Origin of the sequence: Alteromonas sp. S167 (genome assembly GCF_036864375.1) — a bacterium.
Lineage (GTDB): Bacteria > Pseudomonadota > Gammaproteobacteria > Enterobacterales > Alteromonadaceae > Alteromonas.
In genome coordinates this window covers 505,087-527,546 of record NZ_JAZETR010000001.1, presented here as the reverse complement: position 1 = coordinate 527,546, position 22,460 = coordinate 505,087, and the positions used below count along the sequence as shown (strand labels likewise).

Genomic DNA, 22,460 nt, shown 5'->3' with positions numbered 1-22,460 from the left:
AAACTACATTTGAAGGCTAATTAAAGACAGGAACCCCATACTTGGACGACATATCAACGAGTACGCTGTTTATCGCGCTCGGCGTACTCATATTATTATCAGCGTATTTTTCCAGTTCTGAAACTGGAATGATGTCGATTAATCGATATCGCCTTAAACACCTTCAAGGTGAAGGAAACCGCTCAGCTATTCGCGTTGCAAAGCTGCTTGACCGCCCTGACCGCCTGATAGGCTTAATTCTAATTGGTAACAATTTAGTCAACATTGCCGCATCATCACTTGCCACTATATTATGCATTCGCCTTTTCGGTGATTACTGGGGCTTATTCGCGGCAACATTTGGATTAACGCTGGTTCTTCTGATATTCGCCGAAGTAACCCCTAAAACGCTTGCTGCCTTATATCCAGAAAAAGTAGCCTTTCCAAGCTCAATTATTTTATTGCCGCTGCTAACGTTAATGTACCCTTTCGTAGCTGCTATTAATGGTATTACCAACGGCATTTTAGCTATGCTTCGTATTAGCACGGCTAACGGTAATGACGACTCACTAAGCAGAGAAGAACTTAGAACTGTGGTGTTTGAAGCAGGTACGATGATACCTAAAAAACACCAAGATATGCTGGTGAGTATTCTTGATTTAGAAAGCGTTACCGCTGAAGACATCATGGTGCCGAGGGCGGAGATTTTTGCTATCGACATTAATGATGACTGGAAGAAAATACAAAAGTCACTGACCCATGCCCAGCATACGCGCGTTTTACTTTACAGAGACAGTATCGACGATGCGGTTGGTTTTGTTCATGTTCGTGATGCACTGCGGCTACTTTCTAAAGACCAATTTACTAAATCAAGTTTGCTTCGAGCGGTTCGTGAAATTTACTACACGCCAGAATCTACGCCATTGCATACCTTAATGTATAAATTCCAGGCGGAAAAAGAGCGTATTGCTTTGGTGGTTGATGAGTATGGCGACATTATGGGGCTAGTCACGCTAGAAGACATTCTAGAAGAAATTATTGGTGACTTTACCACTAGCATGGTGCCAGATCACAGCAAAGAAGCCCACGTCCAGCAAGACGGCTCAGTATTAGTTGATGGCAGTGCCAACATACGTGAATTAAACAAAGAAATGGATTGGAACTTACCAACCGAAGGACCTAAAACACTAAATGGATTATTGTTGGAGTATTTAGAAGATATTCCGGAAAACAAGATAAGCGTGCGTTTAGCGGGCTATCCGCTCGAGATAGTGGACATTACGGAAAACATGATTAAAACCGTAAGAATAATGCCTGAGTTTTATGTTGCGCCTAAAGATGGTGGGTTGGACTAGAAACCGGCGCTGTACTACATTGAAAGAACTGGTAAGCATAGATTGTGTCGCGTAGCGACAATCTGTGCGCTAGTGGCCTGAATATTATTTATCACTTATTTCGTGCTAGCGCGCTCAGCCCGTTTGGCTAACGCTTTCGCTTTTGCAGCCGCTACCTTGTCTGATAAAACAGATAGCTTAGCAATTATATCCTGCGTCTCCTCATCTTCACGCAAATCTGCCTCCGCCATATGCGACTGCAACGAACGCTTAAGGAGCTCAGGAATAGATTTGCTGTCCATTTCCCAACCCTTCAATAGAATAAACTTTGACACTCTCAAAGGAAGTATCGACCGAGAAACTATTTACTTAACGTTTTTTGCTGAAAAATATTAAACAAATAACTAAGAAGTGCTGAAACAGAAAATAGAGCGACTATATACCTTGATACTATACACCTTGATAGTGTGTAACTAGCGTACCTTTATGGTCTTTGAGTGAGTATTTTATGACAGCAATGGACGCTGTCGAAAATAGACTGGTGGTATACGACTGGCAAAGCTCGTCGACCAGGTAGCTAACCAATGGCATATGGCTTACTACGAGCATTGATTTAATTGGCTTTTTCGCATTTACAGCAGCATGCACTCTTGCATCGATGTAGTCGCTAACAAGGCGCGGTGAACCATCAGGTACAATGTCATCATTGTTTTCGATTTTATTTGCAATAATGTCTAACGAAACCATGTCGTGGGTTTGACGCGCTCTACGGTATGGACTAACCAATGCCAAGTCTACAGCACCATTGTTGCAATAGTGCGCTTTCAACCACTGTGCAGCAAGCGTAGATTGCTCTCTTCCGAGCGCGGTTAACTGGCGGCTTTTATCGTCCAATCGTGGTGCTTCAGCCTCGCCATGACGCATGATAAAAAGATAGATGTCGTCGTTGCTACTTTGACCTGACATAACATTGCGCATACTATTAATGAAAGAATTGTTACGATATCAAAGTGCTGATAATACGCATAGTAATAAACGGTGAATTATAGAAATTTTTAGCTATTATTGGTTTTGTACATTAGACATTTCTAAATAATCGTCGCACAGTTCTCAATTTATCATTGACTGCCAAATAGCGAGAAAATGTGAATAACACTATCGACTTCGAAAACGCGCATCACTTCAGCCTACCCAACGGTTTGCGCGTGATGGTGTGTCACACACCGAATCTCAACGAAACGAATGTGTCGATGTCGATTAGAGCCGGTCACTTTTATGACCCCGACGACTGTCACGGGCTTGCACACCTATTAGAGCATATGCTGTTTATGGGCAGTAGGCACTTACCAAAACCGAATGCCATCAATGGATTCATAGAGCAGCATGGTGGCAATATAAATGCTTGGACAGGCACTGAATATGCCAACTACCATTACCACTGTTCAGGCGACGCGGTGGCACAAACCCTTCCCGCTTTCGCAGACATGCTACGGCAACCGCTTTTCGAAGAAGCGTCGTTGTGTAATGAAATAAAAAATATTCACGCTGAATTTGAATTTAAGAAAAAAGACGATTTACGCCGGCTTTATCAAATTCACAAAGAAACATGTAATCCAGAGCACCCGTTTGCCAAATTTTCAGTAGGAAACAGCGATACCTTTTCAAAGCATTCAAGCACTGAATTAAAGTCACGACTTAAAACAATGCACGGTGCGCTGTATTGTGCACAGAATATGAGGTTATGTATTTCGTGTCCCATGCCTATTCAACAACTAGAGGCATTAATACATCAGTGTTTCGGTTCTTTCAAAGCTGGCAAACTTGCCAATGATAACTGGCCAAGCTTGTACACAGAAAATGAGCTCGGTGTGCAGATAAATATTCATCCACTGCAGGCTGCGAAGCGGATGATCGTAACTTTCGCATTGCCAGCATTGCAAAATGACTACAAAAGTAAGCCGTTGAATTATATAAGTCATTTAATTGGCGATGAAGGTGAAGGAAGTTTATTAGCGTATCTAAAACAGAAAGAATGGGCGCTAAATCTTATAGCCGGTTCTGGTATTGAAGGTGACGCATTTAAAGATTTCAATGTCAGTTTTCAGCTTACTCAAAAAGGATTAGAAAATAGATATCGCGTTGTAGAGGCGCTTTTTAGTTACATCGCTCTCATAAGACAGTCGTCAGGTGAGGCGTGGCGATACGAAGAAAAAGCCAAGCTTAATGCGCTCGCACTTGAACATGAAGAAAACGTCAAATCACTCAGTCTTGTAACAGAATATGCCCAGCATCAATTTCTTTTTACTCCTGAGCAACTTAACGAGCTTCGCACCACAATAGGTAATTATGATAAAGCAGTTTTAGAGCATGCGCTGTCTTTCTTTACGCCGAATAACTTGCGAATAAAACTGATATCAAAAGACGTCAAAACAACAAAGGTATGTGCATTTTACAATGCCGAATACAGTGTTGAAGCTGTTGACGAAAAAGAGTTAATCGCTTTTCGCTCTCCCCAAAAAATTGAAGCTTTGCAACTGCCTCCAGCGAACCCTTACTTGGGCAGTGAGTACCAATTAGTCTTGCCTGAAACCTCTTTTGATACGCCTAATAAGATGCATGAAGCGTCAGGCTTCAGGTTTTGGTTTGCACAAGATCAACAATTTCACAGCCCTAAGGGCGATATCTACGTTTCTTTCGATTCTGCTGACTTTTCAGATTCATTGCCAGCAGTAGCAGCAAAGCGTATATGGCTAGGCGCGTTGAACGATCACCTTCAGGCAAGATATTATCGCGCTGAAATTGCAGGTTTACATTATCGAATTTATGGCCACCAAGCGGGCTTTACCTTGCACACGCGAGGCTTCACTAATCAACAAACGTTGCTAGCTAATCAACTGCTCGATGCCGTTATCAACTTTACTCCTTCAGAAAGAGACTTTGAGCATCACAAAGCGCTGCAGATACAAAGCCTTCATAACTCGTTACTAAACAAACCCACTAACCGTTTGTTCTCTAGACTAAGTGTACTTATTCAACGAAATACGCAAGCGCCGGTTGAACTACTAGATGTAATTGACAACATTTCATATTCACAATTGCTCGAGTTTAAGTCGGCCGCTTTTAGTCAATATTTTGTCGAAGCCTTTATGCACGGTAATTGGACAAGTAAAGATGCGGGCTCATTTTGCAATCAAATAAAAGAACACTGCGCGAATGCGAATAGCCAACCTCTATCTAGGTCGGTATCAAAGTTACCGATTGGCGAAACGCTATACCACGAAGTAACCTGTAATCATGATGATTCTGCCGTAGTACTCTACTTACAAGCGCCATCGCAAGAACTTACCGATACCGTTTTATGCATGGTCATTGAACAAATGCTAGCAGCACCGTTTTTCAACGCGCTGAGAACTGAACAACAATTGGGTTATATTGTGGGTACTGGTTTCGTTCCGCATAATCAGCATCCAGGTATGGCTTTTTATATCCAAAGCCCTCAATGCAGCCCAAAGCAGCTTCTTGATGCAATAACCACATTCCTGTTTCAACAGCTTCACGAATTAGAGTTTTACCGTTTTTATTGGCCAACTATTCAGCAAAACTTAATAAAACAACTGGAAGAGCGTGACCTCACGTTGTCGATGAAATCTCAGCGGCTTTGGGTAAGCTTGGGAACACAAGATCTTTCCTTTAATAGAAACGCGAAGCTGGCCGAGAGAATAAAGTCTTTAACGTTTGAAGAGGTACAAGCTTTTGCTGGAGAATTAGCACAAAGAGAGCGTTGTGGTGAGCTGGTATTGTACTCAAAAGGCAAGTTTGAGGCGATGACAACAAACGCGAAACGAACGATCAATAGCATTTCAGAATTCAAACAGCTTATTCCTTACTATTAGCCTGAAAATGCGCCACACCATACGTATATAGTGATATACGCCATAAAGTTTGCTCAAGAAGTAAACCATCACCCTTTTAAAGTTAAAAAATCCTTGTAGAGGCTACGTTAATTCGGCATATTTATTATTCTGGTTGTTAGGGATGCTGCCAGTAAAAATAAAAAAATAATAAATGGTGTAAGCCAAAGGTGTTTAGGTGCGCTCAACCCTAATATTTACAATCTATTTTCTTATGTCGGTTTTGCCAGGACTCGTTTGTGTTCCTGCGAAAGCGATAGAGATTTCTGATCTCCATTTTAAAGAGCTCACAAAGCGCAATGGCTTGTCTGATAACAGCGTATTGGACATGGTCGAAGACAGCCATGGCTATATCTGGATAGCTACACCGTCAGGCTTAAATAGATACTCTGGCGAAACAGTGAAAAAGTATTCGCCTTCTGATATCGAGCAAAATTCAATTCCCTCTGGCTTTATACAAGATCTCTTCTTAGATTCTGATGGCGAACTTTGGGTTGGAACTCATGCAGGCTTAGCCAAATATCTTCCCAAAACAGACAACTTCGAAATTTTTGATAGTAATAACACAGCGATAAAAACGGACCATATCACTGCTATCAGCGAGTCAACTGATGGAGACATTTTATTCACTGATCGTAAATACCTATACCGCTTGATTAAAAATACTCAGCAAGTTCGTCCTGTCTCCCAAATTTTTGACGAAGAGAGCCTGATAAGAGTAATTTTTGATGAGCCAAATAGAACATGGTTGGGCTCACGAACACTTGGCGCAAGAATTATTGACAAAGAAACTGGCACTGTTCATGACCTCAGTAAAGTTAACCCATACGGCATTTTTATAGACTCCAACGCTATACTTGATATAAAAGTCATACAGGGTAACTATTGGATTGGAACCAATAATGGAGTAAATATTTTCGCCGCTAGTGGCAAAAGTTTGGGTATCATTGACGAGAATAAATTAAACACCAACCAACGTATTATAGGACTCGGCATTACACAGATTGGAGACAATGTGTGGTTAGCTACGACATCAGGCCTACACATAATCAAAGGTGTAACCAGTGCAAATTTCAATTTTAAAAACAATCTAGACTCAATTCACCTTTACAGCGATAGCTACAGTACAACAGGACTCCCGCAAGCTATTACCTTAAAAATAATGCAGGATAGAGCCGGTGCAGTGTGGGTTTCCACTTTGCAACAAGGTGCATTTCGTTTTCATCCTCACTATGCAAGTGTTTATTTCAAACCTACTTACAAGTCAGAGCGACAATCTGTAGACAACTATGCATCTATCTGGGCGTTATCCGAAAACGCAAATGGTGATATTTTCTTAATATCACAAAGCCGAGGTTTGGGCTTTGTATCTAATGTGCAAGAAGACGTTGAATTTTACGAAATCTTTTCTAATTTCGAACAATCAGTGTCTTTCTGGGATTTGGAAATAGACTCTAACGATTTATTCTGGATTGCTTCTAGCAATGGGTTATTGGTGTTCCAATTCGATAATGGCTCCCCGGTCTTAGTTAATCACTTCTTCGAGGGCGAATTTATTGACAATATCCATATGGATAGCGAAAAAGTATGGGTGTGGGTGGACTCCAAAGGCACGTTTTCGATAGAAATCGAGAGTGACATTGCACGGGCAAAGCCGAGTATACTGCAAGGCTCGTCAATCACCGAAAGAATGCTGCCAATCTACACTGACGGTGATGGCCGTTTGTGGCTACGAGATGATAAAGAACTGTTGATTTACTCAACCGCACAGAAAAAAGCCGTAAAGGTGTTAGGTAAAAATGAAAACCTCAATTCATTTGTTCATGGCATCTTCGAGTACGGCGATTCTTATTGGGTTACTACACGCTCTAACATTTTACGTCTCGACAAAGAGACCTTAACAATTACCCAAAGGCAATCAAGAAACTCTCAACGAAGCGGCATCATCACTTCTATGGTAGGCGCTAGAAACAGCATTTGGTATGCTGATGAACTGGGAGTGCATCAGATGAAGCTTCCTAGCATGAGAAAGGAAACTACAATCACCAATGAAGAACTAAAGTTTAATTCACTTGGAGAAGGTTCCGTTTTATTAGCGTCTGACAACTCTATTTACTTTGGCGGTAATAGAGGATTCAACAAAGTATCCAAATCTGTTAATGATGTTCATTCACGAACGTTAACTACATTGGCACCACAGTTGACAGAATTCAGTGTATTCGGCTCCAAACGGGAAGGCCTATTAAATAATATCGACATAGAAGGTGCTGATATAGAGTTGGCTGAGGTTGAACTCGATTCATTATCTAGCACCGAAAATATTCAAATGGTGAACGAAAAGAGCCTTGAATATGACCAGTCTAGATTTAGCATATCTTTTGAACTTATAAATGCTATCTATCCAAACCAAGTATTCTACCGATACAAATTGAATGGCTTTGAAAAAGACTGGAACTATATCGGTTTAGACGCAAGTAAGACTGCTCAATTTAATAACATCAGCTTTGGAGACTATTCGTTCGAAGTCCAAGCGAAAGAAAATGGCAAAGAGTGGTCTCAAAGTAGAATGTTGACTATTAAAGTTGACCGTCCGCCTTGGTTACACACGGTCGCTCTGGTTTTTTACGCAATTTTGCTTTTTGCTTTTGTAGGCTTTTTGATTCGACAATATCAAATTCGCAAGTTTAATCAGCTCGCAATTAAAGAATCAGAAGAGCGCTTAAAACTCACTTTGTGGAGTTCAGGTGATGAGCTATGGGACTGGGATGTATACCGTGGTCAGGTTTATCGCGCGAACACATGGGGCACGCTAGACTTCCCACAAGACGATATTCGCACCACAGGCGCTTATGATGCCAATATTCATCCTAATGATATAACAAGAGTGAAAGACTCTTTACGTGAACACTTAGAGGGTAAAAGCGACTTCTACGAACTGGCATATCGTGCAAAGACCTTTAACAATCAGTGGATTTGGATCCTAGATCGCGGAAAAGTGGTAGAGCGCGACCACAACGAGCAACCTGTTCGAATGACGGGTACTCTGAAAAACATTCACCACCTTAAGGAAGCGGAAGAACAGCTTAATCTATTTAAACGCTCTATTGAAAACATCTCTGAAGGTGTATTCATTACCAATACACAGTTTAAGTTTATCAGCGTGAATAATGCGTATTGCGGTTACACGGGCGAAACGCGAGATCAAGCACTAGCTAGCTACATGCATTTCCATTTATACCCGGATGCATTCACCGAAGAGATTAAGAAAACGCTTAAATCAAAAGGTAATTGGTCTGGTGAGGTTGAAAGTGTTCGCGTTAACGGCGAGCGTTATGAGATGGAATTAAACATCGATGCCGTTCACGACGAAGATGGAAAAATAAGCCACTTTGTGGGCGTATTCAGCGACATTACTTCTCGTAAAAATACCGAGAAAGAACTACTTAAACTTGCAAATACTGACCCGCTTACCGAGTTACCAAACCGCTCATTCTTCCAGGCTAGCCATCAGAATTTAGTTCGTAAGGGCGCACAGCACACTTTGCTGTGTTTGGATATGGATAACTTCAAGAAAATAAACGATTCACTAGGCCATCAAACTGGCGACATTCTTATTAAGCAGATTGCGAAGCGTCTACAGCGAACAACAGGTAAAAGTGCAACCTGTTACCGCTTAGGTGGTGATGAGTTCAGCATACTGATGGACGATAATGCTGACGTTCACACCGTTACTCACTACGCTCAAAGCTTGTTAGATACACTTTCTCGCCCTTTTATTATTAATAAGCAAGAGTTTGTATTGGGCGCTAGTATCGGCATAGCCTTTTACCCAGATGATGGTAACTCTCCACAAGAAATGCTGAAAAACGCCGATACTGCTATGTACTTTGCCAAGAACAATGGCGGTAATAGCTACCAGTTCTTCAGTGGCGAGATGAATCAAAATGCGGTTCGCCAGCTGCAAATTGAAAACTTGATTAGGCAAGGTATCAAAGAAGACCTGTTTACGGTTTATTATCAACCCAAAGTAGATATTGCTACTGGTAAGCTTGTGAGCATGGAAGCCTTAGTGCGCTTTGAACACCCGCAAAAAGGCATCGTTAGCCCAGGGCAATTTATTCCACTTGCTGAGCAAACCGGTCAGATAATTGAAATTGGTGAGCAAGTGCTACGAAAAGCCTGTGCTGATACCAAACGTTGGGTTAGTCAGGGCCTTTTCAGTGGTCGTGTTGCTGTTAATATTTCTGCAAAACAGTTTGAATTACCAGACCTTGATGATCGCATTAACCGTATCCTAAGCGATGTGGGCCTCTCCCCTCTTCACCTAGAGTGTGAGATTACTGAGGGCACGCTAATGGAAAGTCCTGAAAATGGCCTACAGATGATGAACAGGCTACGTGAACGTGGTATTCACTTAGCTTTAGATGATTTTGGAACGGGGTATTCATCTCTTGCATATTTAAAACGCTTTCCGCTAAACACGCTTAAAATTGATAAAGCCTTTATTGACGACATTGCCGTTAGTAATGTTGATAGACACATGGCAGCAGCCATCATTAACATTGCTCACAATCTCGGTTTAAAAGTTGTGGCTGAAGGTGTAGAAGAAGAAGCCCAGCTTGATATTCTGAGACGATACGATTGCGAAATGCTACAAGGTTTCTTATATAGCCGACCGCTAAACGCAGAACGCTTTGAAAAACTACTCACTGAAAACCAGCAGCTTCACACTATTCTGAGCCAGTCTGGCGTCTAGCGCAGTGCGTCCTTACCGCCCTTTCAAGACATAAGTTCGGATGTAAGTCATCAACACACTTCATGCTAGTTAAGTCTCTACCTAGCCATAAATAACCTACTAGCTAAGACGCTACTCTTTTGCTTTGCTCCTCTAATTACTAAATAGCTCCTATAAGTGATGCGTTACGCATTTGAGTCGTTTTACACCTGACAAATTAAGACAAACGCCTCATGCGCACAAAGTTTAGGAAAGCGTCGGAAAGTTGCCGTTAAACAATAACTTAAATACTGCTAACGTCAAACAAATGTCGCCCCCACCAAAAACAAACATAACCAATTGATTTAAAGCAATTTATAAAAATTGGCACGCTACTAGCTATGTAATTAATACCGATAACTATAACTACATATCGGTTTTGTTTGTTCGTTCAAAAAAAATTAGAGGAAAATAACATGTTAAAAGAGTACGCTGTTGCACTAGTACTTTCTACCGCCACTCCAGTAGCTGCTGACAAGCAAGAAGGTGCAAAAAAAGCACCTGAGTCACAACGTGAGACAATTACTCAGCCACAAGGCGTTAAGCCAAAAACCGGTGGTAACGGCTGGGGTACAGGCATAGACTTTTAATAAGCGCTAACCAAATTTCCCAAAAGGAGAGCCATGTGCTCTCTTTTTTTTCGTCTAAAGAAAAGGAAGTTTTTTACACCGACATCGGTCAAGTGCGAGAAATAGCTTTTTACGTAGTACTGAAGACTTACGCTGCAATATAGAGGTTGTTAAAACCAACGGCATTTCGCCAGTGAACATGCCGTGCAATAGAAAACATGGGTAACAAAATAGGCCCTAAGACTAAACCTGCAACGGCCCATTTCTTTGCATGCATACCCCACTTGAAGGCTTCAACATAAAAGTAGATAGAAAATACGATGCTAAGTAGTAAAAGGGAAATCACGTTACCTCCAAGAGAACTCGATATCTACGCAAAACGACTTAAATAGGTGTTTTAAGATGCAACCTATTGATTTCGCGAAACCGCTAAACACTGTTCAATAAATCAGCGGCACGAATTTTACTCAAAACTGCGCAATAAACCAGCAAAAATAAGCAATAGACGTAAAAAAACCGGGCAAAGCCCGGCTTTTAACATTAAATTTACTTTTTAGTAAAACGTCTGCTCAGAATCAGCCATTTTTACAAGTACTTCAGCTGGTGCAAATTTGTCGCCAACAGCAGTTGCAAAGTGATTCAAACGTTCAACCACGTGCTTGATACCAAGGGTATCCATGTAACGGAATGGACCGCCAAGGAAAGGCGGGAAGCCTATACCAAAAATAGCGCCAATATCACCGTCACGAGCGTTGCGAATTACGCCTTCGTCAAGACAGCGTGCAGCCTCGTTAAGCATCATCAATACACAACGCTCGGCAACTTCTTTCTCGCTTAGCTTCGCTGAAGGTGTTAAGCCTAGAAGTGAATAAATGCTTTCATCTACTTCTTTACCCGGCTTTTTACCTTCGTAAAGATAGAAACCTTTTTGGTTCTTTTTACCTTTACGGCCATCAGCAAGTACTTTGTCAAACGCACTTGGAGCAGTAAAACGCTCGCCAAACGCTTCTACAAGGAATGGGATGATCTTAGTACCAACATCAATACCTACTTCATCAAGTAGCTTCACAGGGCCTACAGGGAAGCCAAACTTCACTAAAGACTTATCGATATGTTCAATCGGCTCGCCGTCCAAAATAAGGTTTGCCGCTTCGTTCATGTATGGCGCCAAAATACGATTGACGTAGAAACCAGCACCGTCTTTCACTACTACAGGCGTTTTACCTTGTTTCTTGGCAAACTCTACTGTTGAAGAGATAACTTGGTCCGACGTATTCTCATGCGCAATTACTTCTGCTAACGGCATTTTATCTACAGGTGAGAAGTAATGTAGACCAATCACATTCTCTGGACGTTCAGCCTTTGCAGCAATTTGAGTAATTGGAATTGATGATGTATTGGAAGCGAAAATTGTGCTTTCTTTACAATTTGCTTCAATGTCAGCAACCATTTTTTGTTTAAGATCTAAATCTTCAAAAACAGCTTCAACGACAATGTCAGCATCTTGATAACCGCTGTAGTCTAATGTTCCTGTTAACAATGCTAGTTGCTTTTGCATTTCGCTATTGCGAATAAAGCGCTTTTTAACCTTCTTGTTCAAGATGTCGTAACTGTACTTCATCGCATTGGCGATACCTTCTGCGCGTACGTCTTTAATACGCACTGGTACTCCTGCTTTCGTAGAGGTAACGAACGCAATACCGCCGCCCATTAAGCCGCCACCTAGCACGCCTACTTTCTTCATCTTTTCAGGTTTAACACCTTCAACACCGTTTTCTTTTTTCATCTCGGTTGTTGCGAAGAAAATTTGACGTAACTGGAAAGACTCTGGCGTCATAACTAGTTTACCAAAAGCTTCTGCTTCGGCTTTTAAACCAGCCTTCATACCGTCGTTCATGCCAGTTTCAATTACATCAATAATATAGCCAGGCGCAGGATAGTTACCCTTCGTCTTTGCAAACGTAGCTTCACGCGCTTTTTTGAACAACATACCTCGACCTGGGCCGGTATTTTCAAGCATTTTGTTCATCACACCTTTCTGCGGTGCATCGCGTTCTGGTTTACGCTTAAGGGCAAACTGTTCTGCTACTTTTAGTAGAACGCTTTGCGGAACAACTTCATCAACAATGCCGTATTTTTTAGCTTGTTTTGCACGCGCAGGCGCACCAGTAAGCATCATCTTCATTGCTTGCTGAATACCAATTAATCGAGGTAAGCGCTGTGTGCCACCACTTCCTGGCAGTAGACCTAGTTGAACTTCAGGCAAACCAACTTGCGTGCTTGGTGAATCAGTACATACACGATAGTGACACGCCAACGCTAACTCTAGCCCACCACCTAATGCCGGACCATGAATTGCCGCTACGAATGTAGCCTTCATGTTTTCAATTCTGTCGAAAATAGCTTGGCCGCCTGCTGCAATGGTTGTAGCGTCTTCGGCAGTTTTGCAGGCAGCTAGCATGGTAATGTCAGCACCGGCAACGAAAGAACTAGGTTTGCCGCTAGTTAATACAACACCTTTGATGCTGTTGTCACTCTCAATGTCATCAAGCATGGCTGAGATTTCATCACCAAACTCAGCTTTGAGCGTATTCATGCTCTCGCCTGGTACGTCCATGCTTAGAATAGCGACGCCGTTGTCTTGTTTGGTTAACGTAAATGCGCCTGATGTTGGCTGAACGTCATTTGTCATTTCTTGTTCCTGACTCATATTATTCTGTCTCCACAATCATTGCAGCACCAAGACCACCAGCAGCACAGGCTGTTAGCAGGCCAGTACCACCGCCACGACGATTCAGTTCGTTAAGCATTTGCGTGATCATTCGCGTACCTGTTGCTGCAAATGGGTGACCGTAAGCAATAGAGCTCCCCATCACGTTGAACTTATCCATATCAATTTCGCCCGTTGCTTTGCTTCTGCCTAGCTTCTCTTTCGCGAATTTATCGCTTGCGAACATTTTCACGTTTGCCAACGTTTGAGCCGCAAAGGCTTCGTGCATTTCGATCAGCGTAAGGTCGTTTAGCGTCATACCCGCACGGTCTAGTGCAATTGGTGTGGCGTAAGATGGCCCCATTAGCATATCTTCCCATACGTCGATTGCAGAGAATGCATAGCTGCGAATGTAACCTAGTGGCTTATAGCCCAGTTCCTTAGCGCGACTTTCTGTCATCATTAGCACCGCTGAGGCGCCATCAGTAAGAGGCGTTGCATTCGCTGCTGTTACCGAGCCGTATTTCTTGTCAAATACTGGACGTAGCTTGGCGTAGCCTTCTAACTTAGAGTCGAAACGCACGTTATTATCGCGCTCAAGTGCACCTTTATAAGGTTCTGCATATGCAGTCATAACTTCGTCAGCTAACTTACCGCCCTCCCAACTTTCAGCTGCAAGGCTATGCGAACGATGTGCTAACTTGTCTTGATCTTCACGAGAGATTTGGTGTGTTTTTGCCATTTGTTCTGCAGTTTGTCCCATAGACAAACCAGTAGAATATTCCGCAACCGCTGGCGGAACAGGAGCTAAATCTTTCAAGCTCAGGCGCTTAAAGATATTAAGTTTTTGACCCAACGTTTTTGTCTTTTGCAGGTCAACTAAGGCCCTTGCAAGGTTTTTAGACACACCAATTGGAGAAACAGAAGTAGAGTCGGCACCACCAGCAATACCCACCTGAACAGTACCTGCCATCATACTCTCGGCAACGTTCACGGTAGACTGGAAACTCGTTGCACACGCGCGCGATACGCTGTAAGCATCTGTATGCACATTCATACCGGTGCCAAGTACAATTTCACGAGCAATATTTGGCGCCTCTGGCATTTGAACAACCTGACCATAAACAACTTGGTCAACCCACTCTTTTTGAACACCATGACGAACAAGAAGTTCGTTAACGACCATCTTACCTAAATCAACAGCCGGTACGCCGTGAAAATATGTCGCCATCTTCGCGAACGGAGTACGTAACCCCGCGACAATGGCGATGCGATCACCCTCTCGGGTTGTTACTGATTGTTTTGTAGCCATAATGCACCTAAATAATTGACCCTATTGGTTATCTTCAAAAACCAATAAAGTGGTCTGACCTGTAATACACCTGATTTTTACAAACAATGAACAAAATAGCAAATAATGCACATAAGGTGATGTGTTAAGCGTAATATTTATTTTGCGAATATTGACATCAAAGCTATGCCAACAACCGTTTTTGTCAAAAACGCTATCGAAGTCAAATTCTTTCCGATTATGATATTGAAGAAAGGTAGAATGAACCTTATATGAAAATCATAGTCTGTTTTGTGTCATAGTGAGTACGTAGTTGTAGCGTGTATGTTCACTTCGGCTAACTTCGATGTATTGAAAAATTAACTTCAATACAACGCCATACGTTTCACTGACACCCCCAAAAACGAGAATTAAAACGGAAAATTGCAATATGGCAGCAGAGCAGTTTCAACAGTTGCATGCGTATTTAGACCAACAAATTATTGGTCAGAGTGCGCTAACGAAAAGCCTTTTAATCGCGCTACTTGCCGATGGTCACTTGCTGGTAGAAGGTCCCCCTGGACTTGCAAAAACACGAGCAATCAATGCATTAGCAAACGGCATTGATGGGGATTTCCATAGAGTACAATTTACCCCAGATTTACTTCCTGCAGACTTAACAGGCACCGACATTTATCGTCCTGAGACAGGTGAGTTTGTTTTTCAGAAAGGCCCATTGTTTCACAACCTAGTACTTGCCGACGAAATAAACAGGGCGCCAGCAAAGGTTCAGTCGGCGTTATTAGAGGCAATGGCAGAACGCCAAATAACCGTAGGAAGCAAAACCTATCCACTTCCACCGCTGTTTCTTGTAATGGCAACGCAAAACCCACTCGAACAAGAAGGTACTTACCCGCTACCTGAAGCGCAGTTAGACCGTTTCCTTATGCATGTTGATATTGACTATCCGGGGGCAGAAACAGAGTTAGAAATACTAAGGCTGACAAGAGGTGAAGCACTTTCTGAGCCGCCTGTAACGCCCCCTACTCTCTCTCAAGGCGATATATTCAGCGCTCGCAAAGAAGCGCTTTCTTTGTACATGGCGCCAGAGTTAGAACAATACCTGGTGCAACTTATTATGGCCACTCGGCAACCTGCACAATTTAGCCCAGACCTAGCCCAGTGGATTGCGATGGGCACTAGCCCACGGGCTACCATTAGTCTAGATAAATGTGCTCGAGCGCACGCTTGGTTGAACGGTCGTGATTTTGTGGGACCTGACGATATTCAGGCAGTGGTTCACAATGTACTCCGTCATCGAATAATTCTGTCTTATCAAGCTGAAGCTGAGGGCATTACGGTGAATGACGTACTCGACAAAATAGTGGCGACTGTCTCAGTACCGTAAAGTCATGACAAATATTCAAACCCAATTGAATAAGCTGCTGACTGACGGCGTTACACTGTCAACGGCAGAGTTGCTTCGTTATCAGCAGTTATCAACGCTTTTTAGTTTAGTACCTAAACACGCGCCTCAAGCGCGACTAGCGGGAAGCTATTTGACCAAGCACAAAGGCAGGGGCATGGAATTCGACGAAGCCAGGCATTACCAACCTGGTGACGATATACGCGCCATTGATTGGCGCGTAACTGCGCGAACGGGTAAAACGCACACCAAGGTATATCGAGAAGAACGCGAACGCCCTGTTTTCTTATTCTGTGACTACTCACCTTCTATGGCATTTGGCACGCAACTACTCACGAAGGCGGTACAAGCCGCTCACGTTTGTTCTTTAATAAGCTGGTCGGCTGCAGCAAGGGGCGACAAAGTAGGCGCATTAATATTCAATCAATCCCAACACAAAGAAGTAAAACCGCTTACACGAAAAAAAGCGGTTTTAAGAGTCTGCCACGAACTTATGTCACTACATAGCGAGAGCCTACAAATTTCGCCGAATAAGACACGCGATGAAGCAGCTTTTGTCGATGCCTGCGCTAGGGCGCGCCGACTTGCTCGTCCGGGTAGTCTTGTTTATTTGGTATCAGATTTTCAAAATCTAACTTCACAAGCATTGAGCCACCTTAATAATTTGACTAAACATTGTGAGGTAAGAGCAATAGTGGTTACCGACCCTATTGAGCATAGCTTGCCAAAGTTAAACGCTGTGCAAGCAGTAAATGTGTCTGACGGTGTAACGCAGCAACGCTGGATATTGGGCGACGAAAAAGAGCAACAAGAGTACGCAATGTGGCGTGCCGACCAGAATGAAGGTATCAGTACAGCGCTTAGTAAGAACAAAATTTCTCGCTATACCGTCTCGGCAGGGGCAATGCTTGATGATCAGTTGCAAAGTATGCAAAGGGAGCTACTGTAATGCAGTTACAACCTTGGGCACCTAACGGCAACGCCGTATCAAGTAATCCTGCAACTAATAGCTCGGTACCAAGTACTCTTGCACAGCAGGATCCTCTTGCACAGCTACGCGATATTCACGTGCCGTCAGATGTGAATGTATGGCCTCTCGACTGGGGGTGGTGGTGTCTTATTGTCGTCGTTATCACTACTACTTTTTTTACTGTAAGAGCCATTTATCGTCACATTCGACACACTAAGGCCAAGAAGCATGCCCTTCAAGTACTGAAGACAATATCGATAGAAGATAAAGATTGGCCACAATCACTTAATACCTTGTTAAAACGTGTGGCGTTATCTTATTACCCGCAAAGTGACGTGGCGTCGCTGCATGGCAATGCGTGGTTTACGTTTTTAACAAATCAATGCATTGCAAATGAACGCGTTGATAAAGGGTTCAATGCATTGCAACTTAATCTCTATAAAAGACATGTTAACAATGACGCATTTGCAGATTGTTTCTACGCTACGGAATATTGGATAAACAACACATCATTTCCAAAAGACAATATTCAAAATTCAGAGCAAGGCCACGGGCTTTCAGCTCACAAGAAATCAAACTCGAGTAAAACCTCAGAAGCAAATAAAGATGTAAGCTCGGAGGTGCATAGTGCTTGAATTTGCATGGTGGTGGGCATTTTTTGCACTTCCGCTACCTCTATTAGTTCGCTTTTTTTCACCCAGAGCGCAGGAAACTGCGATGTCAGCGTTAAAAGTGCCAAGACTTAAGCCTAACGAAACAGCACATTTGTCGAGTGCTAAAAATAATAAAATACCCATGTTGGTGGCTACGATTATTTGGATCTTGATGATATGTGCTACCGCCAGGCCACAATGGCTTGGTGAGCCTATTAGCATTCCCAATGAAGGGCGAGAAATGATGCTTGCGGTGGACCTTTCTGGCAGCATGAAAATAGACGACATGCAGTTAAACGGTCGCCAAGTTAATCGGCTTACTATGACTAAGTCGGTACTTTACGACTTCATTCAACGCCGTGTGGGCGACAGACTAGGCCTTATTTTGTTTGCTGATACTGCTTACGTACAGGCTCCTCTTACCTACGATAGAGATACCGTCTCTACCCTACTTCGCGAGGCTGTTATAGGTCTTGTGGGTGAACAAACCGCTATTGGCGACGCCATAGGTTTGGCAGTTAAACGCTTCGACGAAAAAGAAGAGTCAAACAATGTGCTTATTTTGCTTACCGATGGACAAAATACCGCAGGAAATATTACCCCAGAGCAAGCAAAAAGTTTGGCTATCAATAAAGGTATAAAGGTATACACCATTGGTGTGGGTGCAGACAAAATGCTTATTCAAAGCTTTTTTGGAAGCCGACAAGTAAACCCCTCGCAAGAACTCGATGAGGGCATGTTAACAGACATTGCCACTTCAACCGGTGGGCAATATTTTAGAGCGCGAAATGCAGAGGAACTTCAAGCCATCTATCAACAATTAGATGCTCTTGAACCCATAGAAGGTGAGACACGCAAAATGCGCCCGCTTACAGCGCTCTACTTCTACCCTGCAGCATTTGCCTTGTTACTGAGCATTTTGTGGGTAATGGTTGCAGTTCTGTCACCACTTATTAGTCGTGTGGCGAAAAAGTTTAAGCATAAAGAAACCACTGAAGGAGCCAAGGTATAATGGACTTTTCGTCATTTTCACTTGATACCTTTATTGAGCAATTTCACTTTATTCGCCCGCAGTGGTTCCTTGCACTCATCCCTTTAATGGGTTTGTATCTCTGGCTGAAACGTACAGCCAGTAATAGCTCTGGCTGGCAATCTGTTATTCCTTCTCACCTATATCAGCACATGGTTGTGGGTAAAACACAAAAAGGTAAGCGCCCCCCTTTTTGGCTTCTTGTAGCAGGATGGTTAATGCTAGTTATCTCGTTAGCAGGGCCAACATGGGAACGCTTGCCCCAGCCTGTTTATCAATTAAAAATGGGACACGTGATAGTACTGGATATGTCGCTATCTATGCGTGCTACTGATATGACGCCTGACCGATTGACCCGCGCAAAATACAAGGCTATTGATTTAGTTAGTGCGATAAGCGAAGGCGAAATGGGTCTGGTTGCGTACGCGGGTGACGCGTTCGTTATAAGTCCATTGACCGAAGATGCTGCTAACATTACGGCCTTACTTCCAAGCTTATCGCCTGAAATTATGCCAGTTCCCGGAAGCGACCCTTTGCTTGGTATAGAAAGCGCGGTAGAGCTGCTAACCAATGCAGGTTACAACGATGGCATGATTTACTGGATCACCGACGGCATTGACTTCCAACAACAGTCGGAACTGCAAGAATACGTATCTACCCTTCCCTTCAAGGTAAACGCGCTTACCGTTGGAACGCCCCAAGGTGCACCTATTCGCCAATTGACTGGCGAGCTGTTGAAGGATGCAACAGGCAGCATTGTTATCCCTAAACTAAATAAAAGCTCGGTAAAAGGTGTGATAAATGCAAATGGTGGAACCTTCGCCTCATTTACCGCCAACGATGATGACGTGAATACCCTTGCGTCATTGTCATTAATGGATCGCCGGAATGCAGACGATGAAGGTGAAAAGAGTAATATTCAAGGTGACCAGTTTAAAGAGATGGGACCATATATCCTTCTTTTACTTGTTCCCTTTGCCGCCTTTGCATTCAAGCGAGGGGTGATTTTTGCACTCGCAACATGTTTACTGCTACCTCTCTCTGCCCCGCCGTCTTTGGCGCAAGAAGCTTCAAACACATCAGCATCATCGATACAGTCACAAAATAGACAACCATTGTCGTGGTGGCAAAAACCCTTCCTAAATGCAGATCAAGAAGGACATTCCGCGTTTAAACAAGAGCGTTTCAAAGACGCGGCTAAAGTGTTTGAAAATGATGAGTGGAAAGCTTCATCGTTGTACAAATCAGGTGACTATGAAGCTGCCCTTGATGCTTATAAAAAGATACCTGGCGCTGATAGCCTTTACAACCAAGGCAATGCGCTTGCCAAGCTTGGTCAATTAGAAGAAGCACTAAAGAAATACGAACAGGCACTTGAAGAAAACCCATCTTTAGAAGATGCACAAGTGAATAAAACGGTTGTAGAAGAGCTGTTAGAACAACAGCAACAGCAAGAGAATCAACAATCTGAAAACAACCAAGATGAAAACGAGCAAGCTGGCGACGATAGCGATAATCAAGACCAAAACGGCAATCAGAACGGCGAGCAAAATGATGATTCAAGCTCTGATTCAAACCCTGATTCAGACAATCAGAACCAAGAGCCAGGCAATGAAGACTCGCAGAGCGGTGAACAAGACAATGGTGATCAGCAAAATGATGCCAATTCACCTGAATCACAAGCGAATAACAATGAAGCTGCACAGAACGACCCACAACCAGAACAACAAGAGTCAACAGGTGAGCAGCAGCGTCAACAGCAAGCGGAACAAAGTAAGAACGAACCTGAAGTAGACGCCAAAGGGCAACCCATTGCTGAAACAGAGCTAACGGATGAAGAAAAAGAAGAAATGCAGCGTATGGAAAGCCTAATGCGTAGAGTTCCCGACGACCCCGCGTTCCTATTAAAACGCAAAATGCAGCTTGAAGCCCAAAAACGACAACGACAACGTATGCCTTCAAATCGGAGTGATTGGTAGATGAAAGTAGTTTCCCTATCTACGTTTATTTTTATATTTCTATGTACGTTTTCGTACTCAGCTAACGCAGATATAAATTCTGTTGAAGCAACGATAGACAGAAATCCAGTTATGCTGGATGAGGCGATACGGCTTACTGTAACCGCAGATGGAAGTGCAGACAGAGACGCCTTTGACAGCTCACCGCTGTTGAAAGACTTTGTTGTTGGACGAACATCGGTAAGCAGTCAAACTTCTATAGTTAATTTTGATACAAAACGTACCACGGTCTGGACCACAACATTGTTTCCCAGAAAAGAAGGTACATTCACTATTCCAGCATTAAGCGTTGAAGGCAAATCAACAAAGCCTATTCGCGTTAAAGTCATTCCTGTTCAAGAACAAGGACAAGGCAGCGTTGCACGCGATTATTACGTGACGACTGACATTGACTTAAAAGAGGCTTACCTGAATCAGCAACTGCTTTACACCGTTAAGTTGTATTTATCGGGTAGCATAGAGCGTGGCAGCCTTCAGGCGCCTGAAATGCAAAATGCTGATATTAAACAGCTAGGTGAAGACAAGCAGTACAGTGATATCGTTAACGGTAAGCGCTATCAAATTATTGAACGGCAATTTGCCGTTATACCTCAGGCGTCTGGTGAATTCACACTACGCGGCCCTATTTTTACCGGCGAAGTACTTGCCCCTAATACCAACCAACGCTTTGGCTTTTTTAATAGAACTCAACAGATAAATCGCGTGGGACCTGATATTACTATTACGATAAAGCCAATTCCGCAAGGTATTGATTATCCGTGGCTCCCCTCTGAAATGGTAAGAGTTGATGAAGAATGGCCGCAAGGTGATCAGTTTATCGCCGGAGAGCCTGTAACACGCATAGTAACACTTACGGCGCTTGGTGTGGTTGAAGAGCAATTGCCAGACATTCCTGAATTTTACCCTCCTAGCTTTAAGCTATACCCAGATCAGTCAACCACTACCACGGTAGAGCGTGACCAAAACTTAATATCGCAGCGTCAAACATCGTTAGCAATTATTCCAACACAGCCAGGCAGCTACGTGTTACCCGAGGTAACTATACCTTGGTTTAATACGCTTACTGAAAAAACGGAATACGCAACTATTGCTGCAAGGACAATTAATGTAGTGTCGCCGAACGCAAAGACAGCGGCTCAACCGTTGGCGCCTTCTGCGACAAGTAATACTGCAACTGACGTAAAGGAAAACGATAACGTAAGTGAAAAAAATGCTGCTTCGCTTAATGAAAACGAAACGAATGCAGCAGCGCAAACCACACCAGAAACATCGGCTACAGATAGAATTTGGTTTTATACCGCGTGTGTTTCACTGCTGGTCAGCACGCTATTGCTAGTAGGCTGGATTTATACTGGTATTAAACTTCGTCGCATAAAAAGGCTACTACAAAGCCCTAGTGGTTATGTAGCCGCGCCGCAAGGTAATCAGCAAATAGTAAATAATACAGAGAGCGACGCGTTCAAATTCCTGTTAAAAACATTGACAAAGCAAGATGTGAAAGCTTCCGAGGGCGCACTAGTAAAATGGCTGGCTGCACTTGAAAGTGAGAATAAACCGCGTGCTTTACCAGGTAACATTCCTGAAACAAAGGCAATCAAGCCTTACTTTGACGCGTTAGTTGCGCTTCGCTTCTCGCCTTCTCAAGCAAACGTTAAGTCGCAAAGCAATAAACAGATATTTGTTGATCTGTTGGACGCCGTAAAAACGTCACGAAAACAATGGTTAGACAAAGAATCAGAAAAAGCGCAACGGTTATCCACCTTATATCCTGCTGGGTAAACCGCACAGCACTTGTCAAATGAGTAAGAGTTGAATA

The 22,460-nt window shown here is 43.1% G+C and carries 15 protein-coding genes; 10 read left to right on the top strand and 5 right to left on the bottom strand.

Going from position 1 to position 22,460, the window contains the following annotated elements; translation table 11 throughout:
• The first annotated feature begins 41 nt into the window (after positions 1-41).
• Entirely contained in the window at positions 42-1,334 is a 1,293-nt protein-coding gene (locus tag V7R35_RS02215) for an HlyC/CorC family transporter (RefSeq protein WP_334013026.1), read from the top strand.
• Positions 1,335-1,429: 95 nt separating this feature from the next.
• Here the strand turns inward: V7R35_RS02215 and V7R35_RS02210 are convergent, their stop codons facing one another.
• Both V7R35_RS02210 and sixA read right to left on the bottom strand, forming a co-directional pair.
• The gene (locus tag V7R35_RS02210) at positions 1,430-1,615 is read right to left on the bottom strand and encodes a hypothetical protein (protein ID WP_334013024.1); all 186 of its coding nucleotides are present in this window, start codon (positions 1,613-1,615) and stop codon (positions 1,430-1,432) included.
• 148 nt (positions 1,616-1,763) lie between these two features.
• Positions 1,764-2,279, bottom strand: coding sequence for a phosphohistidine phosphatase SixA (gene sixA / locus V7R35_RS02205; RefSeq protein WP_334013023.1), 516 nt, complete (start codon positions 2,277-2,279; stop codon positions 1,764-1,766).
• 179 nt (positions 2,280-2,458) lie between these two features.
• On the opposite strand from sixA, the gene V7R35_RS02200 reads away from it, so the two are divergent.
• The 3 genes from V7R35_RS02200 to V7R35_RS02190 all read left to right on the top strand — a co-directional run bounded on the left by V7R35_RS02200 (position 2,459) and on the right by V7R35_RS02190 (position 10,588).
• Complete coding sequence (locus tag V7R35_RS02200; protein ID WP_334013022.1) at positions 2,459-5,206, top strand: insulinase family protein; 2,748 nt, start codon at positions 2,459-2,461, stop codon at positions 5,204-5,206.
• Positions 5,207-5,402: 196 nt separating this feature from the next.
• Complete coding sequence (locus V7R35_RS02195; protein ID WP_334013020.1) at positions 5,403-9,980, top strand: EAL domain-containing protein; 4,578 nt, start codon at positions 5,403-5,405, stop codon at positions 9,978-9,980.
• A 434-nt stretch (positions 9,981-10,414) separates the two neighbouring features.
• Positions 10,415-10,588, top strand: a complete 174-nt coding sequence (locus V7R35_RS02190) for a hypothetical protein (protein WP_334013018.1) — start codon at positions 10,415-10,417, stop codon at positions 10,586-10,588.
• 127 nt (positions 10,589-10,715) lie between these two features.
• Here the strand turns inward: V7R35_RS02190 and V7R35_RS02185 are convergent, their stop codons facing one another.
• The 3 genes from V7R35_RS02185 to fadI all read right to left on the bottom strand — a co-directional run bounded on the left by V7R35_RS02185 (position 10,716) and on the right by fadI (position 14,589).
• Positions 10,716-10,913: a hypothetical protein gene (locus V7R35_RS02185; protein WP_334013016.1), complete on the bottom strand. Its 198-nt coding sequence runs from the start codon at positions 10,911-10,913 to the stop codon at positions 10,716-10,718.
• Positions 10,914-11,120: 207 nt separating this feature from the next.
• Positions 11,121-13,259: a fatty acid oxidation complex subunit alpha FadJ gene (fadJ, locus tag V7R35_RS02180; RefSeq protein ID WP_334013261.1), complete on the bottom strand. Its 2,139-nt coding sequence runs from the start codon at positions 13,257-13,259 to the stop codon at positions 11,121-11,123.
• A 19-nt stretch (positions 13,260-13,278) separates the two neighbouring features.
• Positions 13,279-14,589, bottom strand: coding sequence for an acetyl-CoA C-acyltransferase FadI (fadI, locus tag V7R35_RS02175; RefSeq protein ID WP_334013014.1), 1,311 nt, complete (start codon positions 14,587-14,589; stop codon positions 13,279-13,281).
• 409 nt (positions 14,590-14,998) lie between these two features.
• Here fadI and V7R35_RS02170 point away from each other — a divergent pair, with 409 nt between their 5' ends.
• The 6 genes from V7R35_RS02170 to V7R35_RS02145 are packed head-to-tail and all read left to right on the top strand — an operon-like array spanning position 14,999 to position 22,423.
• Positions 14,999-15,955, top strand: coding sequence for an AAA family ATPase (locus V7R35_RS02170; RefSeq protein ID WP_334013012.1), 957 nt, complete (start codon positions 14,999-15,001; stop codon positions 15,953-15,955).
• A gap of 4 nt (positions 15,956-15,959) precedes the next feature.
• On the top strand, positions 15,960-16,922 hold the full coding sequence (locus V7R35_RS02165; protein WP_334013011.1) for a DUF58 domain-containing protein: 963 nt from the start codon (positions 15,960-15,962) through the stop codon (positions 16,920-16,922).
• Entirely contained in the window at positions 16,922-17,578 is a 657-nt protein-coding gene (locus tag V7R35_RS02160) for a DUF4381 domain-containing protein (RefSeq protein ID WP_334013010.1), read from the top strand. The genes V7R35_RS02165 and V7R35_RS02160 overlap by 1 nt, the downstream gene beginning before the upstream one ends.
• Positions 17,571-18,608 carry a vWA domain-containing protein gene (locus V7R35_RS02155; protein ID WP_334013008.1) on the top strand — a complete coding sequence of 346 codons (1,038 nt, stop codon included), beginning with the start codon at positions 17,571-17,573 and terminating at the stop codon, positions 18,606-18,608. The genes V7R35_RS02160 and V7R35_RS02155 overlap by 8 nt, the downstream gene beginning before the upstream one ends.
• Complete coding sequence (locus V7R35_RS02150) at positions 18,608-20,605, top strand: VWA domain-containing protein (RefSeq protein ID WP_334013007.1); 1,998 nt, start codon at positions 18,608-18,610, stop codon at positions 20,603-20,605. Before V7R35_RS02155 ends, V7R35_RS02150 begins: the two co-directional genes overlap by 1 nt.
• Positions 20,606-22,423: a BatD family protein gene (locus V7R35_RS02145; protein WP_334013006.1), complete on the top strand. Its 1,818-nt coding sequence runs from the start codon at positions 20,606-20,608 to the stop codon at positions 22,421-22,423.
• Positions 22,424-22,460: the final 37 nt, after the last annotated feature.